Origin of the sequence: Nostoc sp. CCY 9925 (assembly GCF_963920935.1) — a bacterium.
Lineage (GTDB): Bacteria > Cyanobacteriota > Cyanobacteriia > Cyanobacteriales > Nostocaceae > Nostoc.
The window spans coordinates 1-14,748 of the sequence record NZ_CAWUDO010000082.1; the positions used below are offsets into that span (position 1 = coordinate 1).

Consider the following 14,748-nt stretch of genomic DNA (forward strand, 5'->3'; position numbering starts at 1 on the left):
ATCTTCCTTCTACCATTTTTTTGTACCTAAATTTATATTTCGGACAGGTCTACTGTTCAGCTCGCAGTGCATTTTCTCGTGCTTGTGGATAATCTCCAAACAAGTAGCAAAGAATGAGTTTATTGAAATAAAAGTGATGAAGCCCAGTTCGATCGCCAGCATCCAGAAGCTTTGGTAAAGCTATTTCCTCGTTGTAGACTTCACCTTGTAAAATGCATGGATTTTCTGAGGGATTTAGTAAGTTCAAGACTGATTGTTGAAACATTTGATGAAAGCTTAAAGCATTTTCTTGCTTGAGTCGAATTAGGACATCACTAATGGTTGCCATTTCTTGTGCAACTATTGTTAGGTCTTGTCCCATCAGATACGTGTGCTGGTATTTATGTATGGCAGCATGGGTAGCAAATACAAAATTGCCACCTTCCAAACCACTTTGGTAAGCATCCCAGAGAATTGGCAAAGTTTCTCTGACATGAACTTTGCCATGAGCTATACAAACTCCCACCACAAAAAATGTAGATGCTTTGATGTCTGGAGCCTTAAATTTTTCTGCTAAATTTAAGGCTAATTTACCAAATTTATAGGACGATTCAATATTATGAAATATTGCATTTAAAAGGATACCGTAACAAGCGTAACTGTAACTTGAAAAAGGTGAATTGCCATAGTTGATTGATAAGTTCACCAGTTCAGATATCACCAATGGAAATAGTATCGGTGCAGCTTGATAGGTAGCAGGGCCAATAGTGGCTAATATCCTTGCAGCGCATAGATGCTCGATATCTGTCATCAATGGGAGGTTAATCAATTCTTCGATATTCTTCCTCTCCAAATTGCTTGCAACTTGAGTGAGTGCTTGTTGAATATCTGACGCTTCGGGTGCTTCTGGTATGGTTACTCCTAGAAGTTGCAAAGCTTCTAATCCAATTTTGACTGCTTCTAGCTTTTTAATTTGGGCCATATAAGCTTGGATTTTGACAGCATAAACTTTCATTTTGTCAACAGAAGTTTTTGCCTCTTGCATAACAATATCTATCCATTGATCCATCTGACCAAAATCACCGCTAAGGTATGCGGTTTCTGCTGCTAGTTCGTGCAATTCTAGGGTGAGGTTATAATGTGTTTGCCAGCAATACTCATCTTGAGATTGAGAAAAATTTAGTAAAGCAATACCTGTAGTTGAGTAGTGATAAGCTGCTGCGTAAGCTGTGGCGGCTCTGGCTTTTTGTCCTGCTTGCAAATTGAGTTCAGCGATTTTGATTTGTGGCGTAGGCGTAGCCAGCCGTAGGCATCGCTCAGTAATCAAGGATTTTCCAATGTTGAGTTGATTGACAATCTCAAACAAATTTTCATCTAGTTTTGTGACTGGCGTATTGTCAAGCAGCAGTTGTCCAATTCTCAAGTGCGTTGCTTGTTTTTGCTCCTCAGGAATCAGAGAATATGCCGCTTGTTGAACGCGATCGTGCAAAAATTTATAAACAGTTTTTTGTGCGTTATCATTTGTTATTTGTAAATTGCCAATAACTAATGACGAATCTTGGTAAAATTTGTAAACTTCATTGGTGGGAATCACAAGTCCTTCTTGCAATGCTTTCCACAAATCCGTAGCGGTTTCTGTCTGGGACTTTTGATAAACGATCGCCAATGTACTTAAATCAAATTGATTACCAATACAGGCTGCTAGTTTGAGAACTTCCTGAGCTTTGGGCGGCAACTTTAAAAGTTGAATTGCCATAAACTCAACGACATCATCTGTAAGGGCGAGCCATCGGACTTGTGCCACATCACATTGCCAAAAACCCGTATGCCAATCAAAGGTAATTAGCCCGTCGTCATGTAATGCCTTGAGAAACTGAGTTGTAAAAAACGGATTGCCTTTGGCTTTTTGATAAACTAATTCAGTCAACGGCAAGGCAACTTCTGTTACACAACTCAAGGTGTCTGCAATCAAATTGTTGACATCAGCTTGATTTAAGGCTGTCAGCGTTAGAGTGTTAACCGCTGCTACTTTCTTAATTTCATCAAGTGTCAGCATTAGGGGATGAGCCGCAAATACTTCGTTATCGCGGTATGCACCAATAACGAACAGATAGCCCTTTGAGCTTTCATCTATCAACAGCTTCAGCAAATTCAGCGATGCTGAATCTGCCCACTGCAAATCGTCTAGGAACACTACTAACGGATGTTCCCTTGTAGAAAATATCTGAATAAACTTGACAAACAGCAGATTGAAGCGGTTTTGTGCAGCAGCGCCTGATAGTTCTGGCGCAGGCGGTTGTTTGCCAATAATCCGTTCTAATTCCGGAATCACATCAATTATCACTTGTCCACTTTCACCCAAAGCAGACAGAATTTTATTTCGCCACTGTTCCAGTTGGCTGTCGCTTTCACTGAACAACTGTGCCATCAAATCGCGGAAAGCTTGGACAAAGGCAGACAGGGGAATATTGCGGTTGAATTGGTCATATTTACCTTTGATGAAATACCCACTCCAGCGGACAATCGGCTTATGTACTTCATTCACCACCGCAGTTTTGCCAATACCAGAGAAGCCAGCCACCAACATCAATTCAGCTGCTCCATTGGCAACTCGGCCAAATGCTTCTAACAAGGTTTGTACTTCTTGCTCTCGTCCGTAGAGTTTTTCTGGGATGAGAAAGCGATCGCTGATATCGTGCTGTCCCAAATCAAACCAGTTATGTTTGCCTGTTGCTTGCCATTCCTGGTAACATTTTTCTATATCGTATTTTAGTCCCAATGCACTCTGATAGCGGTCTTCAGCGTTTTTTGCCATCAGCTTGCCAAGAATTTCTCCTAGCATTAAAGGCATTTTCGGGTTGAGGTCACAGATGGAGTTAGGCTGTTTAGCAATATGGCAATGCACTAATTCCATCGGATCATCGGATCTAAAAGGCAGTTGTCCGCTTAGTAGCTCAAAGAATGTCACACCTAATGAATAAAAGTCGCTGCGGTAGTCAATACCTCGGTTCATCCGCCCAGTTTGCTCTGGTGACAGATACGCCAGCGTTCCTTGGAGTCCATTGATGCTCTGAATTTCCTGAGTTTCTCTTGGTAAAAGCGAAGCGATACTGAAGTCTATCAGTTTGACTTGTTTGGTGTCGGGGTGAATTAGGATATTTGCTGGTTTAATATCCTTGTGAATGACGCGCTGTTGGTGCAACTGGTGTAAGGTGTCTAGCAGTTGCAGGGCAATGGGTACGAATTCTTGTAATGTCAGCGGCTTTGGGGAAGTAAATTGGCACAGAGAAACACCGCCAAAGTCCTCCATTACCAGGGCATAGCCATTGTGATAAGGTTCGAGGCTGTAGGGTTTGATGATGCCAGAAATATCTAGATTTTTGGCGATCGCATATTGGTTGCGAAACTGTAATAATTCACCCAAAGTCGGGTATTCTCGTTTTAAGAGCTTGATAACAACTGGCTGGCGATCGCATTCTCGTACTGCCCGATATACTTGAGTGCGAGAACCTGAATAAAGTTGTTCTACAATCTCGTAGCTAGCGATCTTTACAGTTTCAACAACTTTTGCGCTCATAAATTTTTATCAGAATTCCTTGTCTCAGGCTTAGAATTCCCCAGACAGCATCCTGGTTAACAAATATGGGAAAATTTGGATTGGGAGTGTTAACTGTTGACTGATGACTGTTGACTGAAAAATAAGAATTTATTCTGCTCCTTTGCCCCCTGCCCTTTCTAATACCCAGGCAGGCGTTGAAAAAAACAGTTACTTGAGTTAATTTTCAGCAATTTCAAGCAGTTTCAGATCGCCTCCAGTGCGCCTGCTCTATTTAAATTCAGGAATTTGCTCTAAAGTAGGGGCTGTAACCGCAGCAAAGCTTGTAAATCTAAAGAAGCGAGGTGTTGGTAAGCTTTATCTATGGCACGCTTGCCTCTGAGAAAGCCTGTATTAGCTCCGGGACAAATGTACTGAAGAGTTTCTGGTGTAAAACGTTCTAATAACAACTGAAGACTGTTAATTTGTCGCGGCCAGTGAAAAGTTTTAGCTGTCCGTAATGGTACTGCTTGACCTTGCTGATTGGGGACTAAATGGCGACCAGAAAACAGGATACCTCCAAGTTCACTGTAGTAGAGACAAGATGAGCCAGGAGAATGCCCTGGTGTCCAAATCACTTGGATTTCTGCATCAATAGTAAATTCTTGGCTAAAACTAGTTACGGTTAAACCTGGTAATAAATAAGCTTCTTGTTCTTGAATCAGGATTTTACAGTCAAAAATTTGCTGAATTTCAGCAGTCTTGCCAATAGCGCCTCGATGGGTCAGAAATAACCAATCTACGCCCCCATGCGCTGCTAAAAAATCTTGATTTGTTTGGTCTAGGGTAGGGCAGTCTATAAGGATATTGCTTTCATTTCTTACAATAAAATAAGAGGTTCCCCCTAATGTGTCCCGATTGGGTGGAAAAGCAAAAATCCTCTGTTGTGTGAAGTCCGTTTGCAGAAAATCTCCACTAGGAATTTCGTTAAGGAACACAGCGCGTGGTGGATTGGTTGTACGATTCGGCTGTTGAGGTGAAGGGGACATAATATAAAGAACTGAGACTGAGGAGTTGTGGATAATCTGCTTAGAGTGTAAAAATTCTCAAGGATTGAAACTTAAGAGTTAACTAGCAATGTTAACCCTTGGTTAAAAAATCTGGGTTTGAGGTCTACCTTGTAGTTAAGGCGATAGTGCTAAAGCTACTGGTGGGGTGTTTTGTCAAAATTACTGAAAATAATATGGAATTTTGGTTTTTGTTTCTCCTCCTACTGGGGCTAGCTACTTATCTAATGGTGCAGCACAGCGTCGCTCAGATCACCCGGACGCCAGTATGGTTGTTGTGGTTGGTTTTAATGACACCAGCATTGCTGTTGATTGGATGGATGCTGATGTATGGGGCGAAACAACCTCCGCCACTAGCGTTGTTCATGTCGTGTTTATTTATCTGCATACTGTTCTACTGGATATTGTTTCAATGGGGGCGTCGAGTACCCAGAGATACACAGACCGAAACCCAAGCCCAAGCGTCAGAATCACAGCCAATTATCCAACCTAGCGCAGAAACAATAGTGCGTCCTATTGAACCAAGAGAAGAAACTCAACTGCGAAATTGTTTTCCTTGGTCTGTATACTACGTTCAAAATATTGAGTATCGACCACAAGCGGTGATTTGTCGCGGTCAGTTGCGAACTAAAGCTAGCAACGCTTACCAGCAGATTAAGACTAATATTGAAGCACAATTTGGCGATCGCTTTCTACTAATCTTTCAAGAAGGTTTCAATGGCAAACCTTTCTTTGTACTGGTTCCTAACACTCAAGCTGCTAAACAAACAGATACACCACAACGCGACCAACAACAGCTAACTCGACCAGGATTAGCACTTTTACTGCTTCTCGCTACTTTGGTAACTACTACTTTGGTAGGAGTGGAAATTGCTGGTGTTTCTCTCCCACGAACATCGGAAATTGGATCTGTACTGAAAACTCTATTTGACCCTGATGTTCTGCTCAAAGGTTTGCCCTACGCTTTAGGACTAATGGCGATTTTGGGCACTCATGAACTTGGACATTATTTAACAGCTAGATTCTACAATATTCGCTCTACGTTGCCTTACTTTATTCCCGTGCCTTTCTTCTTGGGAACATTTGGTGCATTTATTCAAATGCGTAGTCCGATTCCTAACCGCAAAGCTTTATTTGACATTAGTATTGCTGGCCCCCTTGCGGGTTTTATCATCACCTTGCCGATACTAATTTGGGGATTGGCTCATTCTGATGTGGTTGCTCTGACTGAAAAAACCCGACTTTTAAATCCCGATGCCCTCAATCCGAAGTATTCTATTCTATTAGCACTACTCTCAAAGTTGGCTTTGGGAAGTCAATTAACAGCAAAATCGGCTCTTGACTTGCATCCAGTAGCAGTAGCCGGTTTTCTCGGACTAGTTGTCACCGCTTTAAATTTAATGCCTGTGGGACAATTAGATGGGGGTCACATTGTCCACGCAATGTTTGGACAACGAACCGCAATTGTAATTGGTCAAATTGCCCGTGTGTTGTTACTATTACTTTCTTTAGTTCGAGAAGAATTTTTGTTGTGGGCAATTATCTTATTATTTATGCCATTGATTGATGAACCTGCGCTGAATGATGTCACTGAATTGGATAATAAACGTGATGTTTGGGGATTATTCGCAATGGCTTTGTTGGTTGTTATTATCCTACCGCTACCGCAGGCGATCGCCAACTTTTTACAAATTTAAAAAAAATGTGTCATTTGTCATTTGATAAATACTAATGACTAATGGTCAATATAATTCCCCCAAGAAAAAGGGGGAATATTTTGTATTAAAACTAACTCGATACTGGACTAGCTGTCTCAGAAGCCTTCGCCGCGGGTGGAAAGCCACCCAAGCGAATCTCAGAGGTGAACGAAGTGATACTAAACCCACCAGAACGCTTTAAGACATTCACCCGCATTCGCAAATTGGGGCTAGCAAACCACAGACGCTCCTCAGATTTCATGGTTTCATCTTCTATAGTTAGAGTCAAAGCACCATCACTATCTATCTGATAGCGTCCGGGAACTGGAGTTTTTTGGGCATCAACTATTTGCCTTAGTAACTTGCCTTGAGCTGGATTATCAGTATCAGGTACTGAAACTAATACGGTTGAACCAGTATGTTTTACTTGCTCTCGTTCCATTGTGCCGTTCCAGGTGACTTTCAGACCACAGGAGGCGGAACTAGGATTAATTTCGTACTGTTGACACAATTTGCTTACTTCTGGATGATCTGCTGGTAGTGTCTCAATGATGGTGTCTGACTTGCCATGTTCAGATTGATTCAAAGCTAAATGATGAATAGTACGATGAGAAAACCATTTACCAGCGCTTAACTGAAAAAACTCTTCAATATTCATGAATGAAATTACCCTGCATCAAAATGCAAAAATTCCCACTTAATTATTATTAAAAGGTAGCAGCAGGTTTTAATATTAAGGTTGATTACCTATTTCCTCAAGCCTCTTGAGGCTAATTGTCGCTGCCTCAGCAACGTTAGAATTACTGTCTTTTTCCAGGTATTTCAATGCTGAGACGCTCTTGGGAGTGGGAAGATTGCCCAAAGCTTCTGCCAGACGTTGCCTAATTAACCAGTCATCTGATTGAGCAAACCGCAGGATACTATCTACAGACTCAATGTCTTTAATTTCTCCGAGTGCAGAGATTGCAGCTTCTTGCAATACCGTTTCTTTGCTATCGAGGGCTTGCAGCAGAACTTGACGGGCACGAGGGTCTTTAATGTTACCTAGAGATACGGCTGCGCTAAAGCGTACTAACCAATCAGTATCTTCATAAAATGCCCGTGAGAGTACCTCAAAAGCTCTGGTATCACCCAAATACCCTAAAGCACCAGCGGCATCAGCACGAATGCCGTAATCTGGGTCAGTTTCGAGAATTCTTACCAAAATTGGATAACATTCTGGCGTAGGCTTGACTCCAAGAGCAAATATAGCCATCGATCGCAGTTGCAAAGATTCGTCGTCTAGTACTTTTTTAATCAAAGGTACTGCATCCTCAGGGGAAACGTGACGCAGATTAGCAAGGGCTACCATGCGATCGCGCAAATTCGGACTTTCTAACTGAGTAGAAATTTCTTGTAAGCTTAAAGTTGTCATCTAGTTCAAAACGTTTTCTTTACTTATCTTAATTTACCTGATCCCTTTATCACGTTGTCGCCATCATGAAGTAGGAGTTTGGCGACTTTACAAAATAGCTCAATTATGAGTCAAAAATAAATAAATGTTACTTCTTCCAAGATTATGTATGGAATTTAGCAGTTAGATTTAACACTTAGCTGTGCCTGAGGTATGAAGAGAAGACTTGGTAAGGGACGTAGGTTAGGGGTGTGACTGTGAAATACAGCCTTGAAATACAGCCTTAACTTTTAGGAGAATCACAATGGTTCAACTTAGCGAACGTCCGGGTACCAAAAAAATCACAAACTTGCGCGATAAGTTTATCTATGAACTTGGTGCGATATACGATGCTGAACATCGCTTTTTGGAAGCTCAGCAGTTAATGTGGCAGTGTAGTCAACATAACCAATTGAAGTCCTTGCTCGAAACCCATATTCGGGAAACCGAGCAGCAAATTAGAAATATCGAGCAGGCATTTAGCACCTTAGGACAGCAACCACAGCGCGTAACTTGTGACGCTGCGGCTGGTCTGATTAGCGATGCTCAAAAGTTAACACTACTGGCTGCTGATAATTCTAAAATTGTGGAGCTAGGAATGGCAGGAGCGCAGGCTAAGGTCGAACAACTAGAAATTGCTTGCTATCGCGGCTTAATTAAAGGTGCTGAACTGATGGGGCAAAACGAAGTTGTGCGACTGTTACAGCAAAACTTACAGCAGGAAGAACAGACAGCTCAAAAGATTGAGCAGCATCTACCGCAGTTACTTCAAGAAGCAAAATCTGCTGAAAGTTCAAGCGGTAATAGATCTCGCTAATCTTTTGTAGTTTTGATGTAGTGTAAAAGCTTAAACAAAAGCAAGGTCAGAAGTACCTTGCTTTTGTTATTGCTATATCAAGCCTTTTTTGAATCAACTACAAAGACTAAAAAAAGAGCATCTTTATTGCTGCTGTTGCAACCACGCCACTAAATCAGCTTCAGTGGAAAAATCTAGTAAGGCTTCTGCTAAGTCTTCTAACTGAGTTAACGATAACCCAGCTAATTGCTGTTGTAATTCAGGAGTAATTGCACCAATGCGTCTTGTTAATTGACGCTGGATAATATACTACACGGAAGTTTTTGATAATTGTTACCAACACGCTCGAAAAGAAGCATCTATTGAAACAGGACTACCCCTGTCTATTTTCCTAAAGACTATCCTTTTTCTGCTGATGAAACCTTAGATTCTGATTTCTTCCCAAATTAATCATCATCGCCTTTTTGTTTCATGCATACAGAAGCTAGCATTAGTAAGTGGCTCTATAAATTAATATGGAAATCAAAGCAATTCTTCAAGCACTGCCAAGTTTGAGCATAAGCGATCGCTTAAAGATAGCTGAATCAGCCCTGCAATTAGTTCTTCAAGAAAAACACTCGCTCACCAAAGATGAGCAAAAACAACAATTAACACTAGCCGCAATGACAGCTATTGCAGATTATGTACCTGGTAGTGAATTAAATATATTCTCTGACTTAGAGGGAGAAGACTTTTGCGATGATCCAGATGAAGACTTCTATAACTCAGGGACTTATGTACAGAGGTGAAGTCTGGCTAGTTAATTTAGATCCAACTGTAGGGACAGGAATTAGCAAAAAACGTCCAATATCTTCGCGATGCCTGGGTTGGGCTTTGCCTACGCTTTTTTATATCACGCAAAGGCGCAGAGGAGCAAAGGAAGAGAACAGAGGGCGATCGCCTGGTGATTTTTAGAAGTGCGTAGACAGATTGTGGGTCACAGGAAAGCGTTGTGTACTACTGCTAGACTAAAAGCAATGATGAGACAATAGCAGATGGTTTCCAACGTTGGAATTACTGATACCATTAAAAGCTTGAATGATTTACAGACTCGCTGTAATTTAACTCAAGCTGATAGCGATCGCTTTTTCCACGAGTGGATTGATGAATTACCCAAACTAAACCAACAAGAACAGGCGGGTATTGCTCTGATTAAGCAGCGTTATGACTACCACCGGGTTGATGGTCTACTGTTAGAAGGTACGATTAATCTTTTAGTGGTTTCGCCTTTGTTGGAACTCGCAGGCTTTCTCGATCCACCATATCGAATTCGCTCACCTTATGGTGTTGCATTAGAACTTGAAGATCCTGATGAAACGATTCGCGGCTTTATTGACACACTAGTTGTGCAGGAAAAACTGTGGATTTTGGTGGTGGAGTCGAAACGAACTAGCATTCCAGTAGCAGCAGCATTACCGCAGTTATTAGCTTATATGCTGACTAATCCTCAGAGCGATAAATCTGTGTTCGGAATGGCAACAAACGGCGATGAGTTTGTATTTCTCAAGCTCACTCTCACAGACACTCCACAGTACGATGTATCACGGACATTTTCTTTATTTCCTCGAAGACATGAGTTAGCTGAAGTCTTGCGGATTCTAAAGCGGTTGGGACAAGCTGTGTTGGGGTGAAAAGTTCTCCTAATATTGCTTTTTATCTCAGGCAGAGAGAAGGTAGCATTAGTAACAAATGCAACTTGTTTCTCAAGCATTAGCTGTAGTTTTAAATATTTATTATCCAATATCTTAGCGATGCCTGGGTTGGGCTTTGCCTACGCTTTTTTATCTCACGCAGAGGCGCAGAGGCGCAAAGGAAGAGAACAGGGCGATCGCATTTCAATAAAAAGTTAGCGATCGCCTAGTTTATAAAGTCAGGTTAGGCGATAATCACTTTCTCAACGTACTACCCATTTAATGCACCTTAGAAACGGTCGGTTTTGGAAGTGTTTCTCCTGTGGCTTCGTAAGCCATTATCAGTGACTCCAATGCTTGAGTACCATTTGCAACAGCTTCCTCATAAGTATCGCCATGCGTCCGAAAAGGCTGTCCAGGGAAATCGGGAAATCCAACTAAAAAGCAGTTGTCTTCATCAGACCATTGAATTAGCATTTGATATTTAAATTTGCTCATCTTCTTGATTGTCTCGCTGTTTTTCTTCTATTTCTTGAATTGCTTGTTGAACGTCTTTCTCTTGATAGCGTTTTGCGTCTGAACTGTCTTTACCAGAAACCGTGAGTTTTCCTGCATATAAAGGATGTATCCAGTTTGTATGACTTCCTTTACCTGGGATTTCTGTAAAATTCGCCCTTAGCAACATTTGTTTGAGTTCCCTGATTTTCTTTGGCATTGTCAGGTCTAGACGCTTAATTAATCCCAAGATATCGCACTTACAGCATATCGGAGAATGTGATACTCCAAAACGAGTCCAGGGCGAACGAATTCCCAATCAAGTAGGTTATGCGATCGCTTTTTTATCTCACGCAGAGGAAGAAGAGAAAGGCGATCGCTGTTTTTAACGAACCGCAGAGGCGCAGAGGACACAGAGAAGGAGAGGGCGATCCCTGCGGCGGGCTACGCCTACGCACTGTGGAGTTTTGGCGATCGCTGTTTTATATGTGGCAATCAAAAAATATAATAATGTGAGCTAATTTAATTAATTTGTCAACAATATTCTGCCAATGAATGAAAAATATCAATGTGAATTCGCTATATACATTGATGATTCTGGAAGTCCCAAACCAGACCCTAAAGATCAATATCCGTTCTTTGCTATGGGTGGTGTCTTAATTAAAAGAAACGATGAGGAAATAATTAAACAATTGGTATCAGAGTTTAAAAGTCGCTGGTCTATTCCTGAAAAACAACCTTTGCACGGTAATGAAATACGATCTCGGAAAAAAGGCTTCGCTTGGTTAGGTAAGCTTCCAAAACCAGATCAAGCTCAATTTTTGGAAGACTTGACATTTACTATTATTAGCTGTCCAATAATTGTTCATGCTTGCGTTGTATCTCGTCAAGGATATCTCAATCGTTACCTTGAAAAGTATGGTGAGGAAACTTGGGAAATGATGAAAAGCGCATTTTCTATTGTAGTTGAACGTAGTGCTAAGTATGCTGGAATGAATAATGGTACTCTGATGGTTTATTTTGAAGCCGCAGGAAAAAATGAAGATACTCTACTGAAGCAATACTTCCATGATTTGAGAGCAAAAGGAAATCCTTTTGATGCTAATAAATCTGATAAATATTCACCTTTATCTGCTCAAGACTTATCAAACCTACTACGTGGAATAGACAGTAAAACAAAGGCAAACGCAATCATGCAAATTGCTGATTTATGCTTGTATCCTATAGTTCGCAGCACAGATAATCCTGATAACCAAGCATTTTTGTCTCTCAAAAATGCTAATTTACTTGTGGATTCCCGCTTGACACAGAATCAGATTAATACGTTAGGAATCAAGTACTATTGCTTTGACAACCCCTAAAAACAACAAAACCGCTTTGTTAGCGGTTTATGATGCGGCAGTCATACGACTACCCCCAGGCTTTGCCTAGCCTTATACTATCTTTTAACTTCCTGATTGTCAACTCCAAATCATTTCATGTAGTTCTGGAAGTGGGTTAGCTTAGTTTACTGGAAGTATCGCTTTTTTATCTCACGCAAAGGCGCAAAGACGCGGAGGAAGAGAGAGAGAAGAGGCGATGCCTTCGGGCGGGCTACGCCTACGCATGGTAGAGATTTGGAGGAGCGATCGCATTGCGGAGTTTTGAAGTTGCATTAAGTAGTTGTATTTGTGCTTAATACTACTCTAATCAGAACCGCCGCTGGATAAAATTATTGTATCGGTTTAGTGTAATTTCATATTCTTTGGCTAATTCTTGGCTTCTTCTTTGAGTTTCTTGCTCTAGTTTTTGTGTTGGTGTAGGTAAATCGGATCGACCAAATAAGGAATTAGATGAATCAAATAGTGAATTATGTGGTCTATCAATTCTTCTTTGTGTATATGATACTGCTAAGCGAATAGGATACGGTGTCATTTCATAATCTTGCAGTCTCCTTTCATAATCTTTTGCTAACTCGTTACTTCTTCTTTGAGTTTCTTCCTCTAGTTTTTGCTGATTTACTGGTGTAGCCCAAAAAGGTGAGCCAAATAGTGAATACTGTTGTTGGTTCATTATTTTTCCTGCGTATTGTAGTGCAGTTAAGCGAACAGAGTTTTTATCCATATTAAACCTCCTAATCCAGAATATAAAACATATGTACTATAAGATAGCAGATGTGAGGATTATTTTTGACTAAAAAACTTGCTTTGGAATAAAAACTCCCAAAGCAAGCTCAGTTTCTAATTCTTTTTTTCTTCGCGTTCTTTGCGCTTTGTGTGCAAAAGGTGGTGCAAAGGTGGTTAGTTTACAGTTGCTTCACTTCTGAAACCAACTTCGACACCATATCTTTCGCGCTTCCAAAGAGCATCGTAGTTTTATCTTTGTAGAACAACTCATTATCTACACCGGCAAAACCCGTACTCATCCCGCGCTTAATTACAATTGTCTGCTTCGCCCGATCGACTTCCAAAATCGGCATACCATAAATCGGGCTATTTGTGTCACTCCGCGCCGCCGGATTTACGACGTCATTTGCCCCAATCACCAAAGCCACATCAGCTTGTTCAAACTGGGGATTAATATCATCCATGTCGTACAACTGGGTATAAGGCACATTCGCCTCAGCCAACAACACATTCATATGCCCCGGCATTCTTCCAGCAACGGGGTGAATGGCATACTTGACATCTACGCCCATTTTTTCTAGTTGATCTGACAATTCGCGGACGCTATGTTGTGCTTGGGCAACTGCCATCCCATATCCTGGTACAATTACCACAGAACGAGCATAACCCAACATCATCGCGCCTTCTTCGGGATCAATGCTGCGGACAGTTTGATCTACCGCACCACCACCAGCAGCACCACCGCCAGAAGCAGATCCTGTACCAAAAGCGCTGAACAGCACACTGAAGAGAGAGCGGTTCATCGCCTTACACATAATTTCGGTGAGGATTAAACCAGAGGCTCCCACCAACGCCCCGGCGATGATTAACATATTGTTCATCACCACGAAACCAGCAGCCGCAGCCGCCACACCTGACAACGAGTTCAACAGCGAAATTACCACCGGCATATCGCCGCCACCAATGGGGATGACGAACATCACACCCAGGATTAAGGAAACAGCTACCACTCCTAAGAATATGGGTAAGCTATCTGGTGTAATGATTAAATAGACACTGCCCACTACATAAGCAGCCAGAAGCGCGAGGTTAAATGGTTGCTGGAATGGAAATGTAATCGGAGAACCGCTGATTAAACCTTGCAATTTCGCAAAGGCGAGAAAACTACCCGTGAAGGTAACACCACCGATTAACACGTCCAGCAGCATGGAAATGTTCACATCTAGGGGTACGGGTGCGCCAGAATCCAATAACCGCCAGAATTCGGCAACGGCGACTAATGCCGAAGCCGCACCACCTAAACCGTTGAGTAAACCCACCATTTGGGGCATTTCAGTCATTTGCACTTTGTAGGCAACGATCGCACCAATTCCCGATCCAATGGCCAAGCCTAACAAAATCATTTCATAGTTCAACACATGCTGATCCAGCATTGTTGCCACAATTGCTAGCAGCATTCCCACCGCTGCGATGACATTACCATTCCGTGCTGTCGCTGGTGAACCCAGCTTTTTCAAACCAAAAATGAATAAAGATGCAGCGACTAAATATGTCAGCTGAATGCCAGTTGGTAAAAAGTCGCTCACGCCTTAATCTCCTTCTTCTTGAACATTTGCAGCATTCTGTCTGTGACTAGGAAGCCACCTACAACGTTGACTGTTGCCAGTACTACAGCAATTAAACCGAGAATCACTGACACACTTGTTTCTCTAGCACCTGAAGCGACGATTGCCCCAAGTACCGAAATGCCAGAAATAGCGTTTGAGCCTGACATTAAAGGTGTGTGTAACGTAGGTGGTATTTTGTTGATGACTTCAAAGCCGATAAAAGACGCCAGAACAAACACAAACAAAGCAGCAAGTAATGCCTCTGTCATGAAATAAAACTCCTTTTGGGAATGGGTACTGGGTACTGGAGATTGGGTACTGGGGATTGGGTATTGGGTACTGAGAATGTATTGCTAAGTATTTAT

The 14,748-nt window shown here is 41.7% G+C and carries 17 protein-coding genes; 7 read left to right on the forward strand and 10 right to left on the reverse strand.

What is annotated here, in order from left to right; genetic code table 11:
- Positions 1 to 49: 49 nt before the first annotated feature.
- Positions 50 to 3,556 (reverse strand): ATP-binding protein, encoded by a 3,507-nt coding sequence (locus ACM0OY_RS29820; RefSeq protein ID WP_414572388.1) that lies wholly within the window; start codon positions 3,554 to 3,556, stop codon positions 50 to 52.
- Between the two features lie 272 nt (positions 3,557 to 3,828).
- A complete protein-coding gene (locus ACM0OY_RS29825; protein WP_414572389.1) occupies positions 3,829 to 4,563 on the reverse strand; it encodes an MBL fold metallo-hydrolase in 735 nt (244 codons plus the stop codon).
- 194 nt (positions 4,564 to 4,757) lie between these two features.
- On the opposite strand from ACM0OY_RS29825, the gene ACM0OY_RS29830 reads away from it, so the two are divergent.
- On the forward strand, positions 4,758 to 6,278 hold the full coding sequence (locus ACM0OY_RS29830) for a site-2 protease family protein (protein WP_414572390.1): 1,521 nt from the start codon (positions 4,758 to 4,760) through the stop codon (positions 6,276 to 6,278).
- Between the two features lie 91 nt (positions 6,279 to 6,369).
- On the opposite strand, the gene ACM0OY_RS29835 is transcribed toward ACM0OY_RS29830, so the two are convergent.
- Positions 6,370 to 6,936, reverse strand: coding sequence for a phycobiliprotein lyase (locus ACM0OY_RS29835; protein WP_414572391.1), 567 nt, complete (start codon positions 6,934 to 6,936; stop codon positions 6,370 to 6,372).
- 75 nt (positions 6,937 to 7,011) lie between these two features.
- Positions 7,012 to 7,692 (reverse strand): HEAT repeat domain-containing protein, encoded by a 681-nt coding sequence (locus tag ACM0OY_RS29840; protein WP_414572393.1) that lies wholly within the window; start codon positions 7,690 to 7,692, stop codon positions 7,012 to 7,014.
- A gap of 283 nt (positions 7,693 to 7,975) precedes the next feature.
- Here ACM0OY_RS29840 and ACM0OY_RS29845 point away from each other — a divergent pair, with 283 nt between their 5' ends.
- Entirely contained in the window at positions 7,976 to 8,527 is a 552-nt protein-coding gene (locus tag ACM0OY_RS29845) for a ferritin-like domain-containing protein (RefSeq protein WP_414572394.1), read from the forward strand.
- Positions 8,528 to 8,650: 123 nt separating this feature from the next.
- On the opposite strand, the gene ACM0OY_RS29850 is transcribed toward ACM0OY_RS29845, so the two are convergent.
- Positions 8,651 to 8,812: a DUF4351 domain-containing protein gene (locus ACM0OY_RS29850; RefSeq protein WP_414572420.1), complete on the reverse strand. Its 162-nt coding sequence runs from the start codon at positions 8,810 to 8,812 to the stop codon at positions 8,651 to 8,653.
- Here ACM0OY_RS29850 and ACM0OY_RS29855 point away from each other — a divergent pair.
- The 3 genes from ACM0OY_RS29855 to ACM0OY_RS29865 all read left to right on the forward strand — a co-directional run bounded on the left by ACM0OY_RS29855 (position 8,811) and on the right by ACM0OY_RS29865 (position 10,176).
- Complete coding sequence (locus tag ACM0OY_RS29855; protein ID WP_414572421.1) at positions 8,811 to 8,933, forward strand: DUF29 family protein; 123 nt, start codon at positions 8,811 to 8,813, stop codon at positions 8,931 to 8,933. The two genes, ACM0OY_RS29850 and ACM0OY_RS29855, sit on opposite strands and share 2 nt — an antisense overlap.
- 88 nt (positions 8,934 to 9,021) lie before the next feature.
- Positions 9,022 to 9,294 carry a hypothetical protein gene (locus ACM0OY_RS29860; protein WP_414572395.1) on the forward strand — a complete coding sequence of 91 codons (273 nt, stop codon included), beginning with the start codon at positions 9,022 to 9,024 and terminating at the stop codon, positions 9,292 to 9,294.
- A gap of 246 nt (positions 9,295 to 9,540) precedes the next feature.
- Positions 9,541 to 10,176 (forward strand): type I restriction endonuclease subunit R, encoded by a 636-nt coding sequence (locus ACM0OY_RS29865; RefSeq protein WP_414572396.1) that lies wholly within the window; start codon positions 9,541 to 9,543, stop codon positions 10,174 to 10,176.
- Positions 10,177 to 10,455: 279 nt separating this feature from the next.
- Here the strand turns inward: ACM0OY_RS29865 and ACM0OY_RS29870 are convergent, their stop codons facing one another.
- Both ACM0OY_RS29870 and ACM0OY_RS29875 read right to left on the reverse strand, forming a co-directional pair.
- Complete coding sequence (locus ACM0OY_RS29870) at positions 10,456 to 10,674, reverse strand: type II toxin-antitoxin system HicB family antitoxin (protein ID WP_414572397.1); 219 nt, start codon at positions 10,672 to 10,674, stop codon at positions 10,456 to 10,458.
- Positions 10,661 to 10,891 carry a type II toxin-antitoxin system HicA family toxin gene (locus ACM0OY_RS29875; protein WP_414572398.1) on the reverse strand — a complete coding sequence of 77 codons (231 nt, stop codon included), beginning with the start codon at positions 10,889 to 10,891 and terminating at the stop codon, positions 10,661 to 10,663. Before ACM0OY_RS29875 ends, ACM0OY_RS29870 begins: the two co-directional genes overlap by 14 nt.
- Between ACM0OY_RS29875 and ACM0OY_RS29880 the strand changes: the two genes are divergently transcribed.
- A complete protein-coding gene (locus ACM0OY_RS29880) occupies positions 10,866 to 11,060 on the forward strand; it encodes a hypothetical protein (protein ID WP_414572399.1) in 195 nt (64 codons plus the stop codon). The genes ACM0OY_RS29875 and ACM0OY_RS29880 overlap by 26 nt on opposite strands.
- 162 nt (positions 11,061 to 11,222) lie before the next feature.
- A complete protein-coding gene (locus ACM0OY_RS29885; RefSeq protein WP_414572400.1) occupies positions 11,223 to 12,032 on the forward strand; it encodes a DUF3800 domain-containing protein in 810 nt (269 codons plus the stop codon).
- A 328-nt stretch (positions 12,033 to 12,360) separates the two neighbouring features.
- On the opposite strand, the gene ACM0OY_RS29890 is transcribed toward ACM0OY_RS29885, so the two are convergent.
- The 3 genes from ACM0OY_RS29890 to ACM0OY_RS29900 form a co-directional block, all read right to left on the reverse strand.
- Positions 12,361 to 12,774 (reverse strand): hypothetical protein, encoded by a 414-nt coding sequence (locus ACM0OY_RS29890; RefSeq protein ID WP_414572401.1) that lies wholly within the window; start codon positions 12,772 to 12,774, stop codon positions 12,361 to 12,363.
- A gap of 181 nt (positions 12,775 to 12,955) precedes the next feature.
- A complete protein-coding gene (locus tag ACM0OY_RS29895; RefSeq protein WP_414572402.1) occupies positions 12,956 to 14,362 on the reverse strand; it encodes an NAD(P)(+) transhydrogenase (Re/Si-specific) subunit beta in 1,407 nt (468 codons plus the stop codon).
- Positions 14,359 to 14,652, reverse strand: coding sequence for an NAD(P) transhydrogenase subunit alpha (locus ACM0OY_RS29900; protein ID WP_109009004.1), 294 nt, complete (start codon positions 14,650 to 14,652; stop codon positions 14,359 to 14,361). Before ACM0OY_RS29900 ends, ACM0OY_RS29895 begins: the two co-directional genes overlap by 4 nt.
- Between the last annotated feature and the right edge of the window lie 96 nt (positions 14,653 to 14,748).